Annotated in this window: 21 protein-coding genes; 13 read left to right on the forward strand and 8 right to left on the reverse strand. The window is 69.4% G+C overall.

Going from position 1 to position 21,656, the window contains the following annotated elements:
• The first annotated feature begins 330 nt into the window (after nt 1–330).
• Nucleotides 331–1,568 (forward strand): IS3 family transposase gene (locus ACQKQD_RS26110; protein WP_427509970.1). Its coding sequence is split into 2 segments (ribosomal slippage): nt 331–691 and nt 691–1,568, totalling 1,239 coding nucleotides; the frame shifts between segments, so codons are not numbered across the junction.
• A 50-nt stretch (nt 1,569–1,618) separates the two neighbouring features.
• Complete coding sequence (locus ACQKQD_RS26115; protein WP_427509971.1) at nt 1,619–2,038, forward strand: DUF4383 domain-containing protein; 420 nt, start codon at nt 1,619–1,621, stop codon at nt 2,036–2,038.
• 196 nt (nt 2,039–2,234) lie between these two features.
• Here the strand turns inward: ACQKQD_RS26115 and ACQKQD_RS26120 are convergent, their stop codons facing one another.
• Both ACQKQD_RS26120 and ACQKQD_RS26125 read right to left on the reverse strand, forming a co-directional pair.
• On the reverse strand, nt 2,235–2,717 hold the full coding sequence (locus ACQKQD_RS26120; protein ID WP_427510064.1) for a hypothetical protein: 483 nt from the start codon (nt 2,715–2,717) through the stop codon (nt 2,235–2,237).
• Between the two features lie 666 nt (nt 2,718–3,383).
• Complete coding sequence (locus ACQKQD_RS26125; protein ID WP_427509972.1) at nt 3,384–4,097, reverse strand: hypothetical protein; 714 nt, start codon at nt 4,095–4,097, stop codon at nt 3,384–3,386.
• 1,083 nt (nt 4,098–5,180) lie between these two features.
• On the opposite strand from ACQKQD_RS26125, the gene ACQKQD_RS26130 reads away from it, so the two are divergent.
• Nucleotides 5,181–5,420, forward strand: a complete 240-nt coding sequence (locus ACQKQD_RS26130; RefSeq protein WP_427509973.1) for an antitoxin — start codon at nt 5,181–5,183, stop codon at nt 5,418–5,420.
• An 11-nt stretch (nt 5,421–5,431) separates the two neighbouring features.
• The gene (locus ACQKQD_RS26135; RefSeq protein ID WP_427509974.1) at nt 5,432–5,830 is read left to right on the forward strand and encodes a type II toxin-antitoxin system VapC family toxin; all 399 of its coding nucleotides are present in this window, start codon (nt 5,432–5,434) and stop codon (nt 5,828–5,830) included.
• Between the two features lie 413 nt (nt 5,831–6,243).
• Here ACQKQD_RS26135 and ACQKQD_RS26140 read toward each other — a convergent pair whose 3' ends face one another.
• Nucleotides 6,244–6,657 carry a hypothetical protein gene (locus ACQKQD_RS26140; protein WP_091978554.1) on the reverse strand — a complete coding sequence of 138 codons (414 nt, stop codon included), beginning with the start codon at nt 6,655–6,657 and terminating at the stop codon, nt 6,244–6,246.
• 884 nt (nt 6,658–7,541) lie between these two features.
• Here ACQKQD_RS26140 and ACQKQD_RS26145 point away from each other — a divergent pair.
• A complete protein-coding gene (locus tag ACQKQD_RS26145; protein WP_427509975.1) occupies nt 7,542–9,464 on the forward strand; it encodes a hypothetical protein in 1,923 nt (640 codons plus the stop codon).
• Between the two features lie 104 nt (nt 9,465–9,568).
• On the forward strand, nt 9,569–9,802 hold the full coding sequence (locus tag ACQKQD_RS26150) for a hypothetical protein (RefSeq protein WP_091682370.1): 234 nt from the start codon (nt 9,569–9,571) through the stop codon (nt 9,800–9,802).
• A 126-nt stretch (nt 9,803–9,928) separates the two neighbouring features.
• Here ACQKQD_RS26150 and ACQKQD_RS26155 read toward each other — a convergent pair whose 3' ends face one another.
• Together ACQKQD_RS26155 and ACQKQD_RS26160 are read right to left on the reverse strand one after the other, a co-directional pair.
• Entirely contained in the window at nt 9,929–10,231 is a 303-nt protein-coding gene (locus tag ACQKQD_RS26155; protein ID WP_244527032.1) for a hypothetical protein, read from the reverse strand.
• Between the two features lie 129 nt (nt 10,232–10,360).
• A complete protein-coding gene (locus ACQKQD_RS26160; RefSeq protein WP_042674372.1) occupies nt 10,361–12,058 on the reverse strand; it encodes a methyl-accepting chemotaxis protein in 1,698 nt (565 codons plus the stop codon).
• A 687-nt stretch (nt 12,059–12,745) separates the two neighbouring features.
• Here ACQKQD_RS26160 and ACQKQD_RS26165 point away from each other — a divergent pair.
• The 3 genes from ACQKQD_RS26165 (at nt 12,746) to ACQKQD_RS26175 (ending at nt 15,522) form a co-directional block, all read left to right on the forward strand.
• On the forward strand, nt 12,746–13,681 hold the full coding sequence (locus ACQKQD_RS26165) for a site-specific integrase (protein WP_427509976.1): 936 nt from the start codon (nt 12,746–12,748) through the stop codon (nt 13,679–13,681).
• 289 nt (nt 13,682–13,970) lie between these two features.
• Nucleotides 13,971–14,936 carry an alpha/beta hydrolase gene (locus ACQKQD_RS26170; protein WP_170868121.1) on the forward strand — a complete coding sequence of 322 codons (966 nt, stop codon included), beginning with the start codon at nt 13,971–13,973 and terminating at the stop codon, nt 14,934–14,936.
• Between the two features lie 166 nt (nt 14,937–15,102).
• Nucleotides 15,103–15,522 (forward strand): RidA family protein, encoded by a 420-nt coding sequence (locus tag ACQKQD_RS26175; RefSeq protein ID WP_026605155.1) that lies wholly within the window; start codon nt 15,103–15,105, stop codon nt 15,520–15,522.
• Nucleotides 15,523–15,563: 41 nt separating this feature from the next.
• Here ACQKQD_RS26175 and ACQKQD_RS26180 read toward each other — a convergent pair whose 3' ends face one another.
• Nucleotides 15,564–16,358: an ABC transporter permease gene (locus ACQKQD_RS26180; protein WP_020094533.1), complete on the reverse strand. Its 795-nt coding sequence runs from the start codon at nt 16,356–16,358 to the stop codon at nt 15,564–15,566.
• A gap of 108 nt (nt 16,359–16,466) precedes the next feature.
• The gene (locus ACQKQD_RS26185; protein ID WP_427509977.1) at nt 16,467–17,048 is read right to left on the reverse strand and encodes a DUF308 domain-containing protein; all 582 of its coding nucleotides are present in this window, start codon (nt 17,046–17,048) and stop codon (nt 16,467–16,469) included.
• A 165-nt stretch (nt 17,049–17,213) separates the two neighbouring features.
• Between ACQKQD_RS26185 and ACQKQD_RS26190 the strand changes: the two genes are divergently transcribed.
• Nucleotides 17,214–18,113, forward strand: a complete 900-nt coding sequence (locus tag ACQKQD_RS26190) for a helix-turn-helix transcriptional regulator (protein WP_056530262.1) — start codon at nt 17,214–17,216, stop codon at nt 18,111–18,113.
• A 51-nt stretch (nt 18,114–18,164) separates the two neighbouring features.
• Here ACQKQD_RS26190 and uraH read toward each other — a convergent pair whose 3' ends face one another.
• Complete coding sequence (gene uraH, locus ACQKQD_RS26195; RefSeq protein WP_020094530.1) at nt 18,165–18,530, reverse strand: hydroxyisourate hydrolase; 366 nt, start codon at nt 18,528–18,530, stop codon at nt 18,165–18,167.
• Between the two features lie 276 nt (nt 18,531–18,806).
• Here uraH and ACQKQD_RS26200 point away from each other — a divergent pair, with 276 nt between their 5' ends.
• From ACQKQD_RS26200 to uraD, 3 genes are all read left to right on the forward strand, one after another.
• Nucleotides 18,807–20,066, forward strand: a complete 1,260-nt coding sequence (locus ACQKQD_RS26200) for a urate hydroxylase PuuD (protein ID WP_427509978.1) — start codon at nt 18,807–18,809, stop codon at nt 20,064–20,066.
• A gap of 42 nt (nt 20,067–20,108) precedes the next feature.
• On the forward strand, nt 20,109–21,065 hold the full coding sequence (gene puuE / locus ACQKQD_RS26205) for an allantoinase PuuE (protein ID WP_427509979.1): 957 nt from the start codon (nt 20,109–20,111) through the stop codon (nt 21,063–21,065).
• Nucleotides 21,062–21,656 (forward strand): 2-oxo-4-hydroxy-4-carboxy-5-ureidoimidazoline decarboxylase (uraD, locus tag ACQKQD_RS26210; protein ID WP_427509980.1); only part of this gene is annotated, 595 nt, incomplete at its 3' end. The genes puuE and uraD, both read left to right, overlap by 4 nt.

Here is a 21,656-nt window from a genome sequence, read left to right on the forward strand (position 1 = left end):
TAGCACTGTTCCTCGGGCCCATCGACGCATTCGAACTCGCGTCGAGGTGAGCGGACGCCTCAGTGACCGTACCAGCTTGGCGGCCGCAGGTCGGCACTGACTTAGAGCGTGGGGGTGTCTGCTTTTGAGGCCGAGGTGGATCGAGCTTCTCGTCCGGGTCGGGTCGCCAGCCGCCACCGCACATTGCAATGAAAGCGGCCCCTATCACGCTGGCGAGACGCGGGACCCTTAGTGCGCAGCATGAGCTGACGGATCACCAGAGAGGTGATGAACCGCACCCCGTTTTGACCGGACAGGCGGCATAGCTCACGAAGGCATAAGCGTTGGCCTATGGGTAAGGCTATGTCATCCGATCCGACCGCCCCACCGGTGCACGGCGAGATCCTGACCGGCGTTCAGCGTCGCCGGTGCTGGTCCACCACTGAGAAGATCCGCCTCGTCGAGGAGAGCCAGCAGCCCGGCTCGTCCGTGTCGTTCGTCGCTCGCCGCTACGGCCTCTCGCCCAGCCTGCTGTTCTCGTGGAAGCGGCGCATGCTGGAGGGCGGCCATCAGGCTGTGCACGCCGACGAGGAGGTCGTCGGAACCAGCCGGGTTCGCGAGCTGGAGCGGCGCGTGCGCGACCTCGAACGCCTGCTCGGGCGCAAGACCATGGAGGTCGAGATCCTGAGGGAGGCGCTCGACCTCGCCCGCACAAAAAAACCGACCTCGCCGCTCAGCTCCTGGGGCGGTTCGACGGGCGGTTCGCGGTGAAGGCGCTCACCGACACGCTCGGTGTAGCCCGCTCCCACTTAGCCGAGCGCCTGAGCCGCTCCGCCCAGCCGCGCGGTCCCTACCGCAAGCCCGAGGATGCGCAGCTGCTGCCGACGATCCGCGCGATCGTCGATGCCCGCCCGAGCTACGGCTATCGCCGCGTCACCGCACTGGTGAACCGGGCACTGCACTCGCGCGGCGAGACGAGCGTCAATGCCAAGCGGGTGCTGCGCATCCTGCAGGCGAACGGGCTCACCCTCGCGCCGCACACCGCTCGGCGGCCCGGCCGCACCCACGACGGCATCGTGGTGGCGTTGCGCTCGAACGTGCGCTGGTGCTCGAATCACCTCGAACTGCGCTGCCGGGACGGTGCGGTCGTCCGCGTGCTGTTTGCCATCGACGCGTGCGACCGTGAGATCATCGCGTGGTCGGCGACCACGACGGGCGTCTCGGCCGAGATGGTCTGCAACCTGATGATCGCCTGCTGCGAGCGCCGGTTCGGCGCGACGAAGACCCCGCACCCGGTCGAGTGGCTGTCCGACAACGGCTCCGTTTACATCGCCAAGGAGACTGCTCAGACGGCCGCCGCGCTCGGCCTACGGCTGCTGTTCACCCCGGCGCGTTCGCCGCAGAGCAACGGCATCGCGGAGGCGTTCGTGAAGACGCTCAAGCGCGACTATGCCCGCCTTGCCATCTTGGTCGACGCCGAGACCGTGATGCGGCTTCTGCCGGCTTGGTTCGAGGACTACAACACGATCCACCCGCACTCCGGCCTGCGCATGCTCTCGCCCCGAGAGTACCTCAGCCGGAGTGCCTAAACCCGCCCCGCTGCCTGTCCGGTCAAACAGGGTGCACTCCAGGTGACCCCATGGCAGTTCGAACTTTCGCCGCCGCGTTTGGCCTCGTGTTTTTGCTGGCTGGAGCGTCCGGCTTCATTCGCGGCCTATCTCCTGAGCATGCGCACCCGGGCATGATCGTATCATCCGAGTCCCGGCTCGCCCTGGGGCTATTCCCCGTCAACGTCTTGCATAACCTCGTGCATCTCGCCTTCGGAGTATGGGGTCTGGTCGAGGCCAGAACCGTTTACGGTTCCGTCATCTACGGAAAAGGCGTGGCGCTCATCTATGGGCTTCTCACCGCGCTCGGTTTGATCCCGGCCACGAACACGGCATTCGGCCTCGTTCCGATCTACGGCAACGATGTATGGCTGCACGCCGTTCTCGCCGCGGTCGCAGCTTACTTCGGATACATCCATATGCGCACAGTGCGTAGCATTCCTCAGGCCTGAACTGCCTGGGCTGGAACACGCTGTCGGGCGGCCGCACCATCGCAGCGCGCCCGGCTCGCGCATCCCAACGGTATCGCGGCGGTATCGCGGCGGGTTGGCTTGAGACCGCCGAATGCCCCCTACTCAACGAACCAGGGCCAGATAAGGGGCATGATGGTCCGAGGTTCGCGAAAGGCAGCCGGCCGGCGATCTAGTCTCAGATCGATCGGGATAGACCGGATTGCCGCTCCGGCTCTGCAGACCTTACTACTATGACGGCCAGACCTGCGGCGACGGCGTCCTCGACAAGGCCTAGAGAACGGTCTGCTGCAGTATGAGAGTCGCCGCCCCGCGCGCTCCGCCCAAGGAGCGTGCCAGCGATGGCACCCGCGACGCCGGCGAGCGCACTGTACTCAGGTGAGCCACCGCGCCTGGTCAAGGCCCAGCCCCCAACCGCACCGATAGCGAGCCTAAGAGCGAAGGACGGCGGGATGCGACGGTCTGGGGCAAAAGGCATTTTATCTCCGGCCATCTCAGCGGCAGCGAAGGTCGTGGCAAGTGCGCGAGCACGAGGTCCGCTGGGAATGAGATCACCCCGCGTCCGGCCCTGTGAGGCGGCCCATGTCAGTGCAGCGCAAGCGGACATGCTCCGCATCCCCGCCACAAACCCGATGCCGAAAGAAGGTCCGTATTGCCGCATATTCGCCGCACGCCATCCGAAATACCCCGCCCAGATGGCCAAGCGGCTGCATCAGCTGATGTTCCTCGCAGGCACTGCGAGACGGCCCGATCATCAAAGCTCGCCCGGCTCGCGCATCCCGACGGCGACCGCAGCGGGTCGGTACTAAGCCGTCTGCTTTTCCGGCTGACCTTCTCTGAAGCGGCTGTTCCGCTTACGGCCAGCATCGGCCGCCGCCGATGGTCTTTCGAGCGTCTGTGCGGAGTAGTTTCCGGAAGGTCGGCTTTCTGACGGCATTCTGAAAGGCTGACGTTGCTTGGGGTGGACCTTAGCCATCCGCCTCGCGATGTTGGCTCAGGTGAGGGCTGCAAGCTTCAGCGCATGGTCTCGGACATCCGGAGAGCGCGCCGGCGACTATCGCGGCCGCCCAGGAGATCCTCGCGGCGAATGGGGGCGCGGCTGCCGATATCGGCAAGTTGGGGGCAGGGGAATTCTACTTCGCCACTGAGGGATCCGGACGGCCGGCCAAGCTGCGCTCGCCGCTCTGCCTCTCCTACCATCCGGCCAACCCGCCGACGCCGGATGAGGTCATCCGGCAGGCGAAGCGGTCGACCGAGCCGGGCTCCCGCGCGCGCCTCCTGACTGCACAGATCCTGAGCTGGCACCGCTACGACCAGGGCGTCGACATCAAATGCGCCGCTTCGGCTTCGGAGGCGGCAGCGCGGCCCCGTCGTTCATCGTAGCGACAACAGCCATCACGTCCGCGCTTGAGAGCGGGATCGGCGGTAGCTCGGCTATCGCGTCACCGTAAAGGGCGGCGGCAAGCGAGTGCCGGACCGGCAGCGGATGCCCATGAGAGGCGGTCCCGACGCAGAGCGTGACAGCCTCTGCATCAGGATGCACGACGATGCCGAAGCCAGCGTAGAACGGGCCGGCGTCGAACACACGCATGGCGATCACGAGGCCTTCCGATGCCGAAGCCTCCAGGCTCTCGTCCATCAGCCAAATGCGTCGGCCAGGCTTGAGAAGGTCATCCAGCCAAACACCGCCGGCCTCATGGAAGTCAGCAACGCAAAACATCGAGAAGAAGGCCAATGCAAGCTTATGGGCCACATCGTGGTCGGGTGGGGGGAGCGCGCAAAGACGCTTGTCGAGGAAGCTGTCGACGACGCGGCTCCCACGCTGATTGGGCTCGAATAGCGCGATATCGCAGAGCATGGCGAAGGTTGCTTCGTCGTCGAGCTGTTCTTGGTCGATTAGATCGAGGTGCTTGGCGGCCCGGTCAAAATCCAGCTTCTTGCACTGCTTCACGGCTTCGGCGAGCACAGCCTGGATCGAGGCACGGATCGGGCGGCAGCATGCGAGGATCTCTTCGCGACTCGGCGTTGTTCCCTCGGTCAAGGTCGGCCTCCGGATCCGGTATGAGGTCCTTGCATGAGCGGCGACCGAGTTGGGCTTCGCGGCGGGTGGCGCATCAACGAGACCGGCACATGGGACACCGTATATCTAGATCTCGTTGAACCCGCCTTCATCGCCGTCGAGCAACTAGGTGTCGGGAGCGAGTTTCGCTTCGGGGCCGTCGTCGCGTCCCTGAACTGCGCCTAAAGCCAGACCGATGTCGGCTTTGAATTTCATGGTTCTGACGAGGGCACAGAGGTCTGGGGCGTAGGCTGGATCGAGGTGGACGGGCCGGACGCGATCCACGGCGAGATCGCGTTCCACGATGGCGACAAGACCGCATTCAAGGCGCAACGCTGGTCGCCTTCTTCGTGAGGCCGCAATCCGCATCTGCCGGTACTGAAATAGTCCGCAGCGAAGGTAGGCCAGAGCATCCCTTCGATCCGCTTTCTGCATGGTTCCGGATTGGCCGCAACGCATGTCCCGTTGTGACGATCGGACGCCGGGACGACGAAGCACGCGAGGGAAGGGGAGGGCGTCGCAGCTGCAAGGCCCCGTGCTCGTGACCGCACATGCGATGACGCTTAACAAACCCAACCCGATTCCATCATACGCTGCGCCACGCAGGCAGGCCGAATGCGAGCGCCGCGTAGGCCAGCCCGATGTAGCCCGGCGCGCCGTTGCCTTTTCAGACGCGGATCTGGTTCGGCCCGCATTGGAGCTGACGGGCGCATTCGAGACCCGACCAACCGCGGGTGTCCTTCATGAACCGGGCCCAAGCTGAGAAATCGCCTGCTGTCATCACGGATCAGGGGCATGCATGCGGGAATATCCAACCGAACCGTTGATGCCGTCCATAGATGGCGGTTTTGAGGACCGGCGATCCGGCGAGCAGCCTTCTGGCTTCGACGTACACCTCGATAACTGCCGCCAAGCTCGCCGCGCGGCTGACCAGTAGACGAGACGGACGCAGCCTGAGGCATCCAGCTCCCGTTCGGCGGCGCGTGTAGGCAACAGGGCAGGGGGCTTCACTTGACCCTCCCCTACCCCGAGCATAGGCTGATGGCATAGGCCGCGGAGGTGTCCATGGATGGCAAGACAGCGAGCCTGTTTCGGAATGGCCGCAATCAGGCGCTGCGCATTCCCCGAGAGTATGAGCTTCCCGGCACCAGCGCGCGCATCCGCAGACTGCCGAACGGCAATCTCGAAATCGAACCGGTGACCGAGACCGGGCTGCTGGCGGCCTTCAAGGACGAGCCGCCTCTTCCGCCACAGGATTGCATGGACGCCGTCCACGAACTTCCTATCGAGGCTATGGACTTATGAGTGAGCGGTTCTTGCTCGATACCAATATCATTTACGAGATCGTGAAGCAGGGCAGGGACAGCGTCGTTCTAGGTGTGATCGCCCAAGTCGGTGAGGACAGCATCTGCACCAGCGCCATCGTCGCTAGCGAGCTACGCTTCGGCGTCGAGCGGAAGGGCTCCCAGGCACTGCGGGAGAAAGTCGAGCGCACCCTGCGCAACATCGAAATCCTGCCTTATAACTCCGGCTGCTCGCAGAGCTACGGCATCATCCGTGTGACGTGGGAACGTGAGGGCAAGGGGATCGGGCCCAACGACCTGCTGATCGCCGCCCAAGCGCATTCCTTAGGTATGACCCTGGTGACCGACAACGTCGGTGAGTTCGAACGAGTTGACGGACTGCGGGTGGTCAATTGGCTCGATCCGTCATAATCTTTCAGCGCCGCTGAATAGATCGCCCTGCCCCGATAGCTCCGGGGTGATAATGGTTAATAAATCCTGGGCACCACAGCGGAGTCTATGGCTTAGGTTCCATAAGATATCTTATGCGAATAGTTGATTGCGGCCAGTGACGCCTGTTTGCGGACTGCCGCCACAGCCAGCTGGACGGGCCAATTTGATAAAGGCGAATGTCACGGAGGGTGACGCGATCTACTTGCGGATCGACAGAGGGTATCCTGCCAGTTTCGTCGGAGAGGATGGTTGATCAGCGTCGTCGGCGGAAACAGCGACACGGCTGCTGCCGCGCTCAGAAATGATCGATAGATGATACATTATGGAATTCGGCGATGAATTCCGCATGATCGGCACTTATACTACGATCTGACCCCCGGCGTCATCGCGAATCATCGCGAAGGGCGGCTGCAGCCCGCGACCAGGGCAGCGAGACCGGTCCGGGCGCCGGCCAGAGGGATCCGCTGCGTGTCGCCAGAGAGCGTCACGCGAAGGGTCTTGCCGGACAGGATCCGCACCCAGTCTTGCGTCAACGTTGTCGTGGTCTGGAGCACGATCTGGTCGTCGAGTTCCAGCTGTTTCGCCCGCATCGGCAGCGAGAGCGTGCCGCCCTCCGAGGCGAACTCGACCTCGGCCCGGGTGCCGTCCCGAGCGCGGTCTCTGTCGTCGTAGTAGTCGACACTCAGCTGTCCGCCCCGCGTGTCGCAGGTGAGCGCGAGGCTCTGCGCGCCGCTGTCCGGAATCTCGTAGGCAAGATGGACGCGACCGTCCCCTTCCCGCTTCTGCCAGCGCATCTCCTGCGCCATTGCAGGGACTCCAAGACAAGACCCTAGAATTGCCACGGTAAGAAAAGTGATCTCACGGCGCATGGCCTTCGATGTCCTCACGCTTCGTCCATGGAGATGCTGCATGATGGGTGGATTCTGTTCCGTGCGTGTATCCGGCCGGTGGCGCGTGCTCGATGATGCTGCGTGCCAGGCCGGAAGGCCGTGGAAGCCCCCGGCGCTGTCGGGCGGCCTGTCGTCGCCCGACATGTGACCGTCTTCGTCGACGCCGAGTCGAGCGCCAGCCCTTGTCCGCATGGTCGAAGGCGTGTGCCTCGGGCGATCCGGGGGCCGCCGTCGATCGCGCGGAGCGCCAGAGCCGTCACGATCGCGTCCGGGAATGCGCCGAACCCTTCCTCATTCCTGTCACACGCGCCCTGCGGCCGTACGGCTGCGCGCCGGCGTTGCCTCACGGTGGCGCTCCCTCTGTCATGCGAACCGCAGCCAGCAGAACAGAGCCACGGTGCCCAAACCTGTCCGATGGCATCGTCGGAGCCGGCGGCCCTGTCCAGAGGACTAGCTCATCGCCGCGCCGTGACGTTCGCTGCAGCGCGGGGTACCATACGAGGGCGCTAGACATGGACGAGCTCCGTGCTCTTCCGGCGCAACACCGGCCGGACCCGGAGCCGACGGCACGGATGCTGTCGGCGCGCTGCGCGAGATGGATGAAGTCTTTGGGAAGCGTCCGGGACGCGTCGGCAGGATCTCGACAACGGTGCAGGACCGGCTCGACCGCCCGCCCCTCGATCCGTGCGAGGCACGGGGAGATACGGGTCACAGCGCCCTCCCCTCTCCGCGGCCATCGGGCGTCTCCGGAGGGCGGCGTGTCCGTCGACCGAACCTTCCGGCGCTGACGAGGATCGTGCATGCCCCGTTTGGCGATCACCGGCACTGAGCAGCGATACAACACGGTCGCGGCCGTCGAAGACGGCGGGCGGTGGCGCATGATCCTGCCCTTTCCGCAGGACTCGATCCGGGCCGCCGCCCTGGTCGGCGCCGCGGGGCTGGTCTGCCTGTCCGATGACGGGGAACTCTGCCTGATCGACTGGCGGGCGGGCCGGGATCGCGTGCGGCGCCGCTTGCCGGGCGAGGGACCCTTCAATCACAAGCTGTTCGTCACCCGCGATGCCGACCGGATCGCGGTCTATCGGAGCCATGGTCCGAAGAACGACGAGCAGTACTTCGACGACATCGTCGTCCTGCAGGCGTCGGATCTCGAGATCCTGCAGCACGGGCGCGGACTCGTCTGGCATGCCGATGGCCCTGTCGGGTCCCTGTCGCCCGAGGAGGCCTATCCGCCGCGCCCGGACGGGCCGACCATCCTGACCATTCACGGCGACCTGTTCGAGGATCCCGGAGGGCGACTGGCCTTCATCGGCTTCCGGTGCGGGCCGGGCGGGTCGGCCTACGGGCTGTGTCGGCTCGAACGGGCCGGCGCGACGCTGCGCTACGACCCGCTGCCGGACGCGGTGAAGCCCTACTGGTTCAGCCCCAGCGGCCGCTACGCCGTCACGCCGCACTCCGATCCCGCGCGCGGGGGCCCACCGGAGGCAGCGGCCGATACGGGTGACGCCGGCCCTCCCCGCCTCGGACAGGCCGTCGAACTCTGGACGACCGGGCCCGTCGCCCGCGCGGCGACGCTCGTCGCGCGGCCCGGCTCCGAGCCTCCGCGCGCGATCACCGAGGTGGCCTGGGAGCCCGACGAGCGGGCGTTCTGGATCAAGTCGGGGTATTTCTGGGATCGGACCACGGACTTCCAGCGCATCGGCCTGGACGGCACGCGCTCGCCCGTCTTCTCCTTCGCGCGCTACGACGGCGCGAAGGCCGTCTCCGCCTTCGCCGACGTGGCGGATGCGGAGCGGGTCGAGATCCGCTTCTTCAGCGACTCCGTCTACATCCCGCGCGCTCGGTGCGCCGACGCGGCGCCCGCCCGGACGATCACCCCGGAGGAGGACGGCTATCGGCCCCAGCCGTCGACAGGCCCGAGCGCGTCGGCGGTCCGGCGCTTCCTGGCGCGCTCGCAGCCGGTGGTCACCGTCGCGGCGTTCTCGGCCGCCGCCATCGCCGAAGCCCTGGACGCGCTCACCGGCCGGATCCGAGCGGATCTGGGGGGACTCCTGCGGGGTGACGTGCTCGCGTTGACCTTCGAGGTCGGCGGGCGGGCGATGACGGAATCGGCCTTCTTCGCGCGCATCGCCCGCGAGCGCGTTGCCGTGGTTCCGGCGCTGCGCGCACTCCTCACGACTTATCTCGCGGTCCAGCCGGGGGTGGTGGAGGCCAGGAAGCTGTATCGCCAGCTCTGGGGGCCCGAGGACGATCAGGGTGCGCTGGCACCGGCCATGCAGGCGCTGCTCCACCTCGATCCGACGGCCCACGACGTCTTCCGCGACTACCTCGCCCAGCGCGACGGGGAGCACGAGGTCTACTCCACCGACGTGATGATGAGGACCTACATCGCCGAGGCGGGCTGGCGCGACCGGGCCATGATCCGGTTCGGCGTCTATTTCGCGCTGATCCGGTACAGGGATGGCCTGATCACCCTGAGTGGCGGATTCCTGGAGGAGTACGGCGTCCTCGATGCCGCCGAGGGCCTGCTGAAGCCCGCCGACTTCGCCGCGCTCATCCTCGAGGAACTCGACGGGTTCGCGGCGCGCCCCGATCTCGACTGTCGCCTCGGGAGGGACGACCTCTACCGCGAGCTCCGCGCGAGCCTCGCGACCACCGCCTACGGGCGGACGGTCCTGACGGCGCTCGCGGCCCGATCCGCCGCGTCGTCCCGCCTCGCGTGAACGACCCGCGCGCATCGCGCGGCGGTCCAGCCTCCGCGGGGCTGCCGGCCGAACCGACCTGTCCCCAATGACGTCCGGGCCGACAACCGATACGGTGGCGGGCGATGTACAAGCTCCCGCCCGGCAGCCTCTACCGGCTCCGCACCCTCGCGCAGACCGGCGCCCGCTTCTATCAGGTCAGCGGCTACATGCGGCGCATGGAAGTCCTGGGACTGGTTCTCGCGACGGGTCGGACGGATCCGGACACGAAGACCGTCGAGTACCGCATCACCGAAGCCGGCCGAGCCGAACTCGAGGAGCGTCACGGTCCGGCCTGGCCCGGCTCGGCCGAGGACTGACGCGCGGCGACGGCGCGACCCGAGCGCGATGGCCGGTGTCGCAGCCGCCGCGCGGCGCGAGCGGTTCAGGGAGAGGCCGCCGGCACCGGGGCCGTGACCGGGGCCGTGCCGGCGGATCGTCGACGGCTATCGGCTGCTGCCACCGCTGCCGCCCTGCGGCGCCGGGCGCTCCGGCTGGTTGGCGTTGCCCGCGGCTGAGGAGCTGTTGGAACGCGTGTCGGCGGCTTGCCCGGTCGGCGACCCCGTCACCGCGCCCGGCGCGCCGGTCGCGCCCGATTGAGGCGTGACGACGCCCGAGGAGGTCGGCGGCGCGCCCGGCGCGGTGGCCGGCGCCTGCGCGTAGGCTGTCCCGGCGAGGACGGCCGCGAGCGGCGCAGCGGCCGAGAGAGTACGCAAGAGAGTACGGTGTTTCATCGGGACCTCAATCATGGATTGAAGTCTTCAACGCCGGATGCGGGAAGAAGGTTCAGGGCGGACGAGAGCCGCCTTCGCGGAACTCGGCCCTGAAACGGCCCCGTCCGGCGATGAGCCGGACGGGGCTCGCGGGTCGCCCCCGGATCAGGCGGCTCGGACGGTGGCCATGAAGCGCCCCACCTCGGCAGCGAGATGCTCGGATTGGCGCGACAGCTCGGAAGCCGCTCCCAGAACCTGGCTCGCCGCCGCGCCCGTCTCCTCGGCCGCGCCGGCCACCCCGGCGATGTTGCTGGTCACTTCGCCGGTGCCCATCGCGGCCTGGCTGACGTTCCGGACGATCTCCTGCGTCGCCGCGCCCTGCTGCTCCACGGCCGCGGCGATCGAGGTGGCCACGTGGCTGATCTCCTGGATCCGCACGGTGATCGACCCGATGGCCGATACGGCCTGACCGGTGGAGGCCTGAACCCGGGCGATCTGCCCGGTGATCTCCTCGGTGGCCTTGGCGGTCTGCTCGGCCAGAGCCTTCACCTCCGTCGCCACGACCGCGAAGCCGCGACCGGCGGCACCCGCGCGGGCCGCCTCGATGGTGGCATTCAGGGCGAGCAGGTTGGTCTGTCCCGCGATGGTCGAGATCATGCCGACGACGTCGCCGATGCGCGCGACCGACGCGCTCAGTTCCTGCACCAGCGCGCCGGTCTGGTCGGCCTCGTTGACCGCCACCCGCGCCATGTCGGCGGAGCCGTCGACCTGCCGGCCGATCTCCTGAACCGAGGAGCCGAGTTCCTCGGCGGCGGCGGCGACCGTGTTGACGTTGCTGGCGGCCTCCTCGGCCGCGGCCGCCACGGTGGTCGACCGGCTGGCCGTCTCGGTGGCCGTCGCCGTCATCGTCTGCGCCGTGGCCTGGAGCTCGGTGGCCGAGGACGAGACCATGCCGATGATCCCGCCGACCGCGCGCTCGAAACCGTCGGCGAGCTCGACCATCGTCCGCTTGCGTTCGACGGCCGCCGCCGCGTCGGCAATGCGCCGGATCTCGGCCTGCTCGGCGGCCTTCTGGGCCACCATGGCCTTGATGCCCTCGACCGCCTTGCCGACGGCACCGATCTCGTCGCCGCGGGCGGCCTCCTCGATCTCGGCGTCGACCTCGCCCCTGGCCATCCGCTGCAGCACGCCGACGAGGCTGGCCAGCGGCCGGTTGATCCCGAACAGCACGATCCCGCCGAGGATCCCGAATGCGACGAGAAGGCCCGACGCGGCGATGACCGTGAGCGTCAGCTTGATCTGCTCGGCGACGGCGACGGCGTGGTCCCTGGAGGCTCTGAGCTCCCTGGCGTTCGTCTCGGTCCGCATCTGGACGCCTTCCAGCACTTTGGCCCGCGCGGGGCGGCCCTCGTCGACCGAGATCGTCCGGGCCCCTTCGGCATCGTTCTTCATGCCCAGGGTGATGGCGCGGTCGGCCGCCGCGAAATACGCACCCATATCGACCTTGATGGCTGCGTTCGCCGAATGCCGAGCCGGGGTGTCCGCGAGGGCGATGAGGCGGTCGATCGCCTCGTAGGCGAGCGTCCGCTCGCGCTGGAAGTGCTGACGCTCGGCAGCCATCATGGCCGGATCGGTCTGTATGATGATGTTCTTCTCGGAGATCGTCGCGTTGCTCATGGCCAGCGCCATCTGCAGCGCTGTGACGGCGCGAACGGCGGCCACGTCGACGATCTGCTGGGTGTTCTTCTCGAGCTCGTCGATCGCCGACCGCGCGAAGAAGACGATGCCGACGGCGGTCGCGAGCAGTAGGGCGGCCGGTATCGCGATCTTGGTGCCCAATCGCAAATTGCGAAACCGACCCATGACATCCCCTCCAGTGTTCAGGATCGCAGAGAGCTCCGCAGCTTGCTCAATGCGGAAGGCGTTGAGCCAAGATGCGGGTGCGAAACTAAATGCAGGTTAATGATCGCGGTCTTCTTGCCGGGATATCCAATAGTAATTTGAGGTTGCGCGCTCGGCGTCAGAGCGTGATCAATAAAAACCGCGCTCGTCCGGGATTAAAGTTCCGCGGCGTGCTTCACAACCACCGGATGAACTTCCGTCGAGCGCGTGACCGCACGCACGGACACCTCCTGCGGCGGTTTTCCAACGTCGCGACCCTTGCGCAGCGACGCTGTCGGAGGGTGACCATCCGGCCGAACCGGAGAAGCACTGCCGGCGGGCCGGGCGGCTGGCTCGGACCGTTGGCGGACCGTCTGCCCGGATGCGGAGGCGATGGGGCGCCACCCCCGACCCGTTCACACGGTTCCGATGGACGCTCCGACTCGCCGCGGCGGGTGATGCCGGGCCGCAGATCCGCGCCATCGCGCGCCGTTCTTGCCCTGCCGCGGAGCGCGGATGTCCTGTCCGCTCGTGGACCGTTCGCGAGGCACGCAGCCCACCCTCCTCCACGTAGCGGGGAGGCTAAAGCCGCGCCGCATCGGCCAGCGTCTGATAACCCTTTCTTATCAGACGTAGCGTCACGCTCAGGCGCGACCGAGGGAGAGAGCCATGACGCTGCCCGCCACGCTTGCCGCCCGCGCCCGCGCCTTCGCCGACGAGGCGCTCTCGGAGAATTCCCGTCGGGCCTACCGCGCCGACTGGCAGCACTACGCGCGCTGGTGCAGCGGCCACGATCTCGCGCCCCTCCCCGCGGGTCCCGAGCAGGTGGCGAGCTACCTCACCTCCATGGCCGAGACCCACAAGCGCGCGACGATCGAGCGTCGGCTCGTCACGATCGGTCAGGCGCACAAGCTCCAGGGGTTGCCGTGGGTCCCAGCCCATCCGGCCGTCCGGGCGGCGCTGCGCGGGATGTTCCGGCGCTACGGCAGGCCGAAGAAGCAGGCCGCCGCGCTCGGCGTGCCCGAAACGCTCCGGATCGTCGCGGCCTGCGAAGGGACGGTCGCCGCGCTCCGGGACCGCGCCCTATTCCTGTTGAGCTTCGCCGGCGCGTTCCGGCGCTCCGAGGTCGCGCGGATCCGCCACGAAGATCTCGCGTTCCGGGACGGCGCCGTCGATGTCTTCCTGCCGCATTCGAAAGGTGATCAGGACGGCGAGGGCACGGTCGTGACCGTCCTGGCGGGCGGGAGCCCCGCGACCTGTCCGATCGCCGCGCTCCGGCGCTGGCTGCAGGCGGCGCCGGCCGACGGCTACGTCTTCCGGGCGGTCCGGGCGGACGGCACCGTGATGGACGACGGGCTGCATCCGGACTCGGTGGGCCGCATCGTTCAGAAGCGCGCGGCGGAAGCCGGCCTCGTCGCCGGACCGCGCGAGCACATCTCCGCCCACGGGTTCCGCGCGGGCTTCATCACCGAGGCGTACAGGCGCGGATCGCGCGACGAGGAGATCATGGCGCATTCCCGCCACCGGGATCTCAAGACGATGCGGGGCTACGTCCGCCGGGCCAAGCTCGCCGACGCGCATCCGGGCCGCAACCTCGGCCTCTAGCGCCGGGGCGGCGCTTCGGGCCTTCGGGAAGCCCGCGGTCGCCGCCGCGGCGGCCGTCGACCGTTTCACGGCAGGGAATGGTGAATTGCGACGACTCGCTGTTCCGGAGCGCGCCGCGTCCCTGCATCATGGTCGCGCCGTCGGGTTCGCGCGTCCGGGCCGCGGCCCGGTCAGGCCGATCGCCGTCCCGCACGACGGTCGCGCCGTCCGACCCGGCGGTGACGATCCCGACGCATGCCGTCCCGCCAGGATGAGGCGCGCCATGATGCGACACACGCACGGAGACGAGATGACGGGGCGCGGACCGGCCCGCGCGACGCGGCGGCGTGTGCTCGCCGGCGGCGTGCTGGCGACGGGCGCGGCGGCGTCGGGCACCGTGCGGGCGGAGGTCCACCCCGCGCGGGCCGGAGAGGTCCGCCACGGCACGGTCCGGGCCGACGGCGTGGACGTCTTCTACCGGGAGGCCGGTCGCCCCGACGCCCCGGTCATCCTGCTGCTGCACGGCTTCGCCAACTCGTCCTTCTACTTCCGGCACCTCATGCCCAAGCTGGCCGATCGCTTCCGCCTGATCGCGCCGGACCTGCCCTCCTTCGGGTTCACGCACGTCCCGGAGGATCGCGCCTACGCCTACGACTTCGCGTCGCTGTCGCGCACGACGGAGGCGTTCGTCGGCGCGCTCGGCCTCGACCGCTACATCCTCTACACGTTCGATTACGGGGCGCCGGTCGGATGGGATCTGGCGCTCGCCCATCCCGACCGCGTCGCCGGCATCGTGTCCCAGAACGGCAACGCCTATCTCGACGGGCTCGGCGACGCGGCCTGGGCGCCGCTGCGGGCCTACTGGGCCGCGCCGAACGCGGCCGCCGTCGCGGCGATCCGCGCCCGCATGACCCTCGACGGCGTCAGGGCCGCCTACGTCCAGGGTGTGCCCGACCCGTCCCGCATCGAGCCCGAGGCCTACACGCTCGACGCGGCCATCCTGGCGCGGCCGGGCAATGCCGACCGGCAGGTCACGCTCAAGCTCGACTACAAGCGCAATCTCGAGCGTTACCCGCTGATCCAGGCCTTCTTCCGCGCGCGCCGCCCGAAGCTCCTCGCCGTCTGGGGGCGCAACGACGCGTTCTTCATCCCGCCCGGCGCCGAGGCGTTCCGGCGCGACATCCCGGAGGCGCGCGTCACCTTCCTCGACACCGGGCACTTCGCCCTGGAGACGGACGGCGACGCGATCGCGGAGGAGATCCGGCGCTTCTTCTGACCCTCTCCACCGGGCATGGCGCGGACCGGATCGGACCGCCGCATCCGACACTATCCCCGGCCTGATCGTGACCCTACGGTCGCGGACCTGGATCACGGAGATCGGGCGGGTCGCGCCCGTCGCAAGGGAGATCGCGGTGCCGCAACCCCAGTCCGCCTCGTCGGCCATGCTGTTCCACATGGTCTCCGGAGGGCCGCAGCCGGTCGCCCCCTTCAGCCACGCGGTCGAGGTCGACGGCTTCGTCTTCGTTACGGGTCAGATGCCCGACACGCCGGACAGGCCCGGCGTCCTGCCCGACGGGATCGAGGCGCAGACCCGCAACGTGATGGCCAATCTCGCGACGGTCCTGGCCGGCCTCGGCCTCGGCCTCGAGAACGTCGTCGTCGCGCGCGCGTTCCTGACCGAGTTCAAGCGCGACTACGCCGCCTTCAACGCCACCTACAGATCCTTCTTCCCGCCCGACCGGCTGCCGGCCCGCACCTGCGTGGGCACGACCGGGCTCGCCTACGACGCCCTGGTCGAGATCGACCTGATCGCCCACCGCGGCGGCGCGACGTCGCCGTCGTCGGACGCGCGATCGGGCTGAGCCGCGTCCTCCGCGCCCGGGCCGATCGGACGCGTCCGCGCTCAGCCTCGCAGCTGGCCGCCGCCGCGCACGACCAGGCCCAGGCCGACACACGCCGCGGTCAGGCCGAACACGACGACGTAGAGATGGTCGACCTGCAGTCCGGCAGCCGGGTAGTAGGCCGACCTCATCCATTCCGCGACCTGCAGGGCCGGATTGAACTTGGCCCAGTAGTACAGCCGTTCCGGCAAGTAGCTCGGCAGGAAGAGGACGCCGCTGGACACGTAGAGGATGATGCTGAACAGGGCGTAGCCGATCAGCCATCCGGGGAAGAAGCCGATGATCGCGACGTTGATCGTGCCGATCCCGATCCCGAGCGCGATCGCGGCGAGATAGCCGCCCACCGCCGTCAGCGGGTCCGCCGGGACCGGGTTCGTGCCGAGCGCGACCAGGACACCGCTCACGACCAGCAGGGCCAGGAAGCCGGTGACGATCTCGACGAGCACGCGGGAGAAGACCAGGTCGAACAGCCTGACCTGCGGGTAGTAGGTCAGCGGCCGGTTGACGATCACGGACTTCATGACTTCGCGCGAGATGTACTGGAAGACGAGCACGGGCACGGCGCCCGTCGCGAAGAACAGGGCCCTGTCGTCGCCGAGCGGCGCGGGCAGCTTCTGAACCGTGTAGATCGTGATCAGCACGAAGACGTGCACGCACGGCCAGAGAACGACGACCCCGTAGCCCCACATCGACGCGCCGAAGCGGGTGCGCATGTCGCGCAGCATCAGCGCGTGCAGGACGTGGAGGTAGGCCTCGACCGCGTTCCTCCGCGGCTTCACGCTCGTTCGCGCGCCCATGGAGCATGGCCTCTGCTGTCCGACGGCGGTCGGGAGGGGACGACGGTGCGGATGTCCGGAGGGGCCGGGGCGATGATCGAGGTCGGATCCGCCCGGCCGCACCGGCGCCTAGGCGGCGCGGGCCCGCGACGCGTCCCGCAGGCGCGTCGCCGTCAGCCAGGCCGCGGAGACGAGGAAATAGAAGGCGCCGAACGCCGCGTAGGGCGCGACATCCACGATCCCGGGGACCGCGGCGCCGGCCGCCTGCCGGATGAAGAAGCCGCCGGCGAGCGCCGATTGCGCGCCGCTCAGGACCATGGCCCACTGGGCGCCGGCCCGCCAGCGGCGCGCGCCGGTGAGAAGCTGGAGCAGTCCCGAGAGGATGGCCCAGGCGCCGAACACCGCGAGCACCGCGTTCGGGCCCCGTCCGAGGGCGACCGCGACCGCGATCGCGGTCGCCGCGCTGATCGCCGCGTTGAGGGCCTGGCTGGGACTGCCCGCGAGGCCGCCGTTGCGCCGGGCGTCGGCCAGGTTGGCGAGCGCGTCCCAGGCGGGATAGGCGACCAGGAGCGTCGCGGCGACCGCCGGCATGCCTCGCCCGAGGCCGAGCGCGGCGGCCACCCAGGCGGCGGCGACGCCGGCACGCACGAAGTAGTAGGCGGTGAGCCAGGGCAAGGCAGGACCGCGATCGCGCTGCGGGTCGGTTCTCATCGTCGGTTCCTTCGTGTACTGAGCGCGGCTCGACGGACCGGATCTATTCGTGAACAAGGCAGATGGACACGATAGATGCCGATTTATAGCTTCGTAAATCCGGACGCGCCGAGCGAATACGCGCTTCGATGGGCCCACGTTTAGGATCGGGAGCCGGGGCCAGCCATGTCGGAAACGCTGGAAAATTTGACCGATCTTCCGGAGGGCGGGCCGCGCAGCGCCGCGTCCGGTGACCTGCTGTCCCACGTGCTCGCGCAGATCCGCCTCACCGGGGACCGCGTCGAGTCCCGGCCGGTCGCGCCGGGCGAGCGCCTGGATCTGGATGCCGGCGCAGGCCACGTCCTCGTGGTGATCGCGGGCGCCCTCATCCTCGAAGGCGACGGCGAGTCCCTCGCGGTCGGCGCCGGCGACCTGCTGTTCCTGCCTCGCGGCCTCGGAACCGGGCGGTTGGTCGCCGCCGAGGGCGCGGACGTCGTCGCCTGCCGGTTCTGGTTCGATCCCTACACGCTCCGCAGCATGATCGCGCTCCTGCCGAAGCAGATCTGCATCCGGCGCGAGGAGGGCGCCGGATGGCTCGACGGCCTCGTGCATTTCCTGCTGGTCGAGACGACCGACGCCGAACCCGGCGCGGCCCTGATGATCTCGCGCATCATCGACCTCGCGGTCATCCGCACGCTGCGGACCTGGGTTCATCTCGGCCGGACGTCGGGGTGGCTGGCCGGCCTGGCCGATCCCCGCATCGCCCGCGCCCTCAAGGTCATGCACGAGAGGCCGCTGCAGCGCTGGAGCGTGGAGGCCCTGTCGGACGTCGCCGGCATGTCGCGGTCGAGCTTCTGCGAGCGGTTCAACGCGCTCGTCGGTCGCTCACCCTTGCGCTACCAGAACGAGTGGCGCCTGAACCTCGCGCGGGACATGCTCGCCGCGGGCGACGCCCGCGTCGGCGAGATCGGCCTGCGCGTCGGATACGAGTCGGAGGCGGCGTTCAGCCGGGCCTACAAGGCGCTGTTCGGCCACTCGCCCCGGGAGGCGACCGGTCGCGCCGCCGGGGCGCGGCCGGAAAGCTGAGGTCCGGCGCTCCGGCAGGCTCCGCCCGGGCCGATGCCGGCCGATCCCGTGTCAGCTCCCGCGATAGGTGGAGTAGCTCCACGGCGTGATGAGCAGCGGGACGTGATACTTGGCGTCCGGGTCCGAGACGCAGAAGCGCACCGGCACGCGGTCGAGGAACGGCCGCTCGGCGCCGGCACCCGTCCCGGCGAAATAGGCGCCGACGGCGAAGACGAGCTCGTAGGTCCCGGGCGTCAGGGCGTCGCCCGCGAGCAGGGGGGCGTCGGTCCGTCCGTCGCCGTTGGTCGTGGCCGACGCGACGGTCTCCCCGGTGCCGTCCCCGCTGCCGTCCCCGGCGAGGCGCCGGAGCTCGACGGTGACCCCGGCCGCCGGCTTGCCGGCGGCCGTGTCGAGGACGTGTGTCGAAAGATGGCCCATCGGCGTCCTCCCGGACGGAAAGGCCCGCGCCCGCGGCCCGAGGCGGGCGAAGGTCTGTCGGGCCGAAGGAGACGGTGGAGACGAGCACGGGGCGGGGGGCTCGGACAACCCGAAAAGCGTCCGGCATTTCCCGAATGATTTTGAAGGTCCTTGGCGCCGCGGCGGGTCGCTGCCGGCCGCGGTTCGGGGCACACCCGGGGTCGCGGCTCGGGCCGAACCACGAGCCGACATCGAGGCCGAACCCGGCCCCACGACAGATCGCGGAGGATCCGTCCCATGTATCCGATCCTGCACGAATGGGGCGGGTTCCTCATTCGATGGACCCACGTCGTCGCCGCGATCGCCTGGATCGGCGCGTCGTTCTACTTCATGCATCTCGACGCCAGCTTGCGCGCCATTCCGGCAATCCCGACCGGCAAGGGCGGCGAGGCCTGGGAGGTGCACGGCGGCGGCTTCTACCAGGTGCGCAAGTATCTCGTCGCGCCCGACCGGATGCCGGAGCACCTGATCTGGCACAAATGGCAATCCTACGCGACCTGGCTGTCGGGCTTCTCGCTGCTGTGCTGGGTCTATTACGGTCAGGCCGACCTCTACCTGATCGATCCGGCGGTCCGCGTGATCACGCCGATGACCGGGGCGGCCATCGGCCTCGGCGCCCTCGCCCTCGGCTGGCTGATCTATGACGGGCTCAACCGCTCGCCCCTGGCCAACCGGCCGCCGCTGCTCGCGGCCGCCGTGTTCCTCACGGTCGTCGCTTTCGCGTACGGCTTCCAGCAGGTCTTCTCGGGCCGGGCCGCGATGCTGCACACGGGCGCGGTGATCGCGACCTGGATGACCGGCAACGTGTTCTTCGTCATCATGCCCAACCAGCGCAAGGCGATCGCCGAGCTGGTCGCGGGCCGGGTCCCGAACCCCGCCTGGGGCAAGCAGGCGAAGAACCGCTCGTCCCACAACAACTACCTGACGCTGCCGGTGCTGTTCTTCATGCTGTCCGGCCACTACCCGATGGCGTGGTCCTCGCCCTACAGCTGGACCATCGTCGGTCTCGTGGTGATCGCGGGCGGCGTCGTCCGCCACTACTTCAACGTGCGCAATGCCGGCGGGGGCGACCGCTGGTGGACCTGGGGCGTCGCGACGGCCTGCGTGGCGGTGGCGGTCGCGATCAGCGTCGCCTCGTCGCCGGGCGCCCGCGAGCGGATCGGCCTGTCGACCGCCGCCGAGGCGGCCACGGCTCCGGCCCCGGCGATCAGCCTCGCGGCGGCCGGGACGGGCGCGCTCGAGGGCCCCGCGGTCGACGACGCCGTGATGGCCGTGGTCGGGACGCGCTGCGCCATGTGCCACGCCGCCGAGCCCCTGTGGCCGGGCATGACGAGCCCGCCCAAGGGCGTGCTCCTCGACAGCCCCGAGCACGTCGCGCGCTTCGCGCCGGCCATCCGCCTGCAGGCCGTCCTGACCCACGCGATGCCGCCGAACAACATCACCGACATGCAGCCCGAGGAGCGCGCGGCGCTCGCCCGCTGGCTCGCCGCGCGATAACCGTCGGACCCCGTCTATTCGCGCCAACGCAGGATCCCGCCCGTGACCGCACCGGATACAGACGGCCCCCCGCGCGACTTCGTCGGCTACGGCGAGGCGCCGCCCGACGCCCGCTGGCCCGGCGGCGCCCGCGTCGCCGTCCAGTTCGTGCTGAACTACGAGGAGGGCGGCGAGCGCTCCGTCCTCGACGGCGACCCCCACGCCGAGATCTTCCTCTCCGAGATCGCCGGGGCCACGCCCTTCCCCGCGCGGCACATGAGCATGGAGAGCCTCTACGAGTACGGCGCGCGCGCGGGCGTCTGGCGGATCCTGCGCCTGTTCCGCGAGCGCGGCGTGCCCCTCACGGTCTTCGGCGTCGCGCAGGCGCTCGCCCGCAATCCGGCCGCCGTGGAGGCCTTTCTCCGCGACGGCCACGAGATCGCCGGCCACGGCTGGCGCTGGCTGCCCTACCAGGACGTCCCGGAGGCGATCGAGCGGGAGCACCTCGCCCGCGCGGTCGAGACGATCCGGAGCCTGACCGGCGAGACGCCGCTCGGCTGGTACACCGGCCGCGACAGCCCGAACACCCGGCGGCTCGTGGTCGAGCAGGGCGGCTTCCTCTACGATTCGGACAGCTACGCCGACGACCTGCCCTACTGGGTCCGCGTCGCCGGCCGGGACCACCTCGTGGTGCCCTACACCCTCGACACCAACGACATGCGCTTCTCGATCCCCGGCGGCTTCCCGTCGGGCGAGCAGTTCTTCGCGCACCTGCGCGACGCCTTCGACTGCCTCTACGCGGAGGGGGCGAGCGCCCCGAAGATGCTGTCGATCGGGCTGCATTGCCGCCTCGTCGGGCGCCCGGCGCGCCTGCCGGCCCTCGCCCGGTTCCTCGACCACGTCCTGGCCCGTCCCGACGTCTGGGTGACCCGGCGGATCGACATCGCCCGGCACTGGGCGGCCCACCATCCTCCCGGCGCCCCGGCGGCGGGACCGACCCCGGAGAGGACAGGTCCGTGATCACCATCGCCGCGCTCAACGCGCTCGCGCGCGACGCGTTCGTGGACCTCCTCGCCGAGGTCTACGAGCATTCCCCCTGGGTCCCCGAGGCGGCCTTCGACCGCGGGCCCTTCGCGGGGCGCGCGGACCTGCACGCGGCGATGGAGGCGACGGTGGCCGGCGCCGACCGGGTCCGCCAGCTCGCCCTGCTGCGGGCGCATCCCGAACTCGCCGGGCGGGCCGCCCAGCGCGGCGAGCTCACCGCGCATTCCAGCCGCGAGCAGGCGGGAAGCGGATTGCTGGGCGGCCCCTCCCCCGCGGTGGCGCGGCTGCGGGACCTCAACCGGGCCTACGCCGAGCGCTTCGGCTTCCCGTTCATCATCGCGGTCCGGGGCCTCGACCGCGACGCGATCCTCGCCCGCCTGGAGCAGCGGCTCGGCAACCCGCCGGAGACCGAGCGGGCCGAGGCCCTGCGGCAGGTCGGACGGATCGCCGCCCTGCGCCTCGAGGCCCTCGTCGCGCCCTGCCCTGGCCCAGAGCTTCCTGGGCTCGGGGCCGGCGGAGCGGCTGACCGTCCCGCCGAGCGGCAACGCCCTGCGCGCGCCGTCCGAG

Source organism: Methylobacterium sp. NPDC080182, assembly GCF_050281105.1.
GTDB lineage: Bacteria > Pseudomonadota > Alphaproteobacteria > Rhizobiales > Beijerinckiaceae > Methylobacterium.

Bases quoted from the DNA above. Each gene is read 5' to 3' on its own strand.
- ACQKQD_RS26115 (WP_427509971.1), top strand. From the start codon at position 1,619: ATGGCAGTTCGAACTTTCGCCGCCGCGTTTGGCCTCGTGTTTTTGCTG.
- ACQKQD_RS26120 (WP_427510064.1), bottom strand. From the start codon at position 2,717: ATGCGGCAATACGGACCTTCTTTCGGCATCGGGTTTGTGGCGGGGATG.
- ACQKQD_RS26130 (WP_427509973.1), top strand. From the start codon at position 5,181: ATGGATGGCAAGACAGCGAGCCTGTTTCGGAATGGCCGCAATCAGGCG.
- ACQKQD_RS26140 (WP_091978554.1), bottom strand. From the start codon at position 6,657: ATGGCGCAGGAGATGCGCTGGCAGAAGCGGGAAGGGGACGGTCGCGTC.
- ACQKQD_RS26145 (WP_427509975.1), top strand. From the start codon at position 7,542: ATGCCCCGTTTGGCGATCACCGGCACTGAGCAGCGATACAACACGGTC.
- ACQKQD_RS26150 (WP_091682370.1), top strand. From the start codon at position 9,569: ATGTACAAGCTCCCGCCCGGCAGCCTCTACCGGCTCCGCACCCTCGCG.
- ACQKQD_RS26155 (WP_244527032.1), bottom strand. From the start codon at position 10,231: ATGATTGAGGTCCCGATGAAACACCGTACTCTCTTGCGTACTCTCTCG.
- ACQKQD_RS26160 (WP_042674372.1), bottom strand. From the start codon at position 12,058: ATGGGTCGGTTTCGCAATTTGCGATTGGGCACCAAGATCGCGATACCG.
- ACQKQD_RS26165 (WP_427509976.1), top strand. From the start codon at position 12,746: ATGACGCTGCCCGCCACGCTTGCCGCCCGCGCCCGCGCCTTCGCCGAC.
- ACQKQD_RS26170 (WP_170868121.1), top strand. From the start codon at position 13,971: ATGACGGGGCGCGGACCGGCCCGCGCGACGCGGCGGCGTGTGCTCGCC.
- ACQKQD_RS26175 (WP_026605155.1), top strand. From the start codon at position 15,103: ATGCTGTTCCACATGGTCTCCGGAGGGCCGCAGCCGGTCGCCCCCTTC.
- ACQKQD_RS26180 (WP_020094533.1), bottom strand. From the start codon at position 16,358: ATGGGCGCGCGAACGAGCGTGAAGCCGCGGAGGAACGCGGTCGAGGCC.
- ACQKQD_RS26185 (WP_427509977.1), bottom strand. From the start codon at position 17,048: ATGAGAACCGACCCGCAGCGCGATCGCGGTCCTGCCTTGCCCTGGCTC.
- ACQKQD_RS26190 (WP_056530262.1), top strand. From the start codon at position 17,214: ATGTCGGAAACGCTGGAAAATTTGACCGATCTTCCGGAGGGCGGGCCG.
- uraH (WP_020094530.1), bottom strand. From the start codon at position 18,530: ATGGGCCATCTTTCGACACACGTCCTCGACACGGCCGCCGGCAAGCCG.
- ACQKQD_RS26200 (WP_427509978.1), top strand. From the start codon at position 18,807: ATGTATCCGATCCTGCACGAATGGGGCGGGTTCCTCATTCGATGGACC.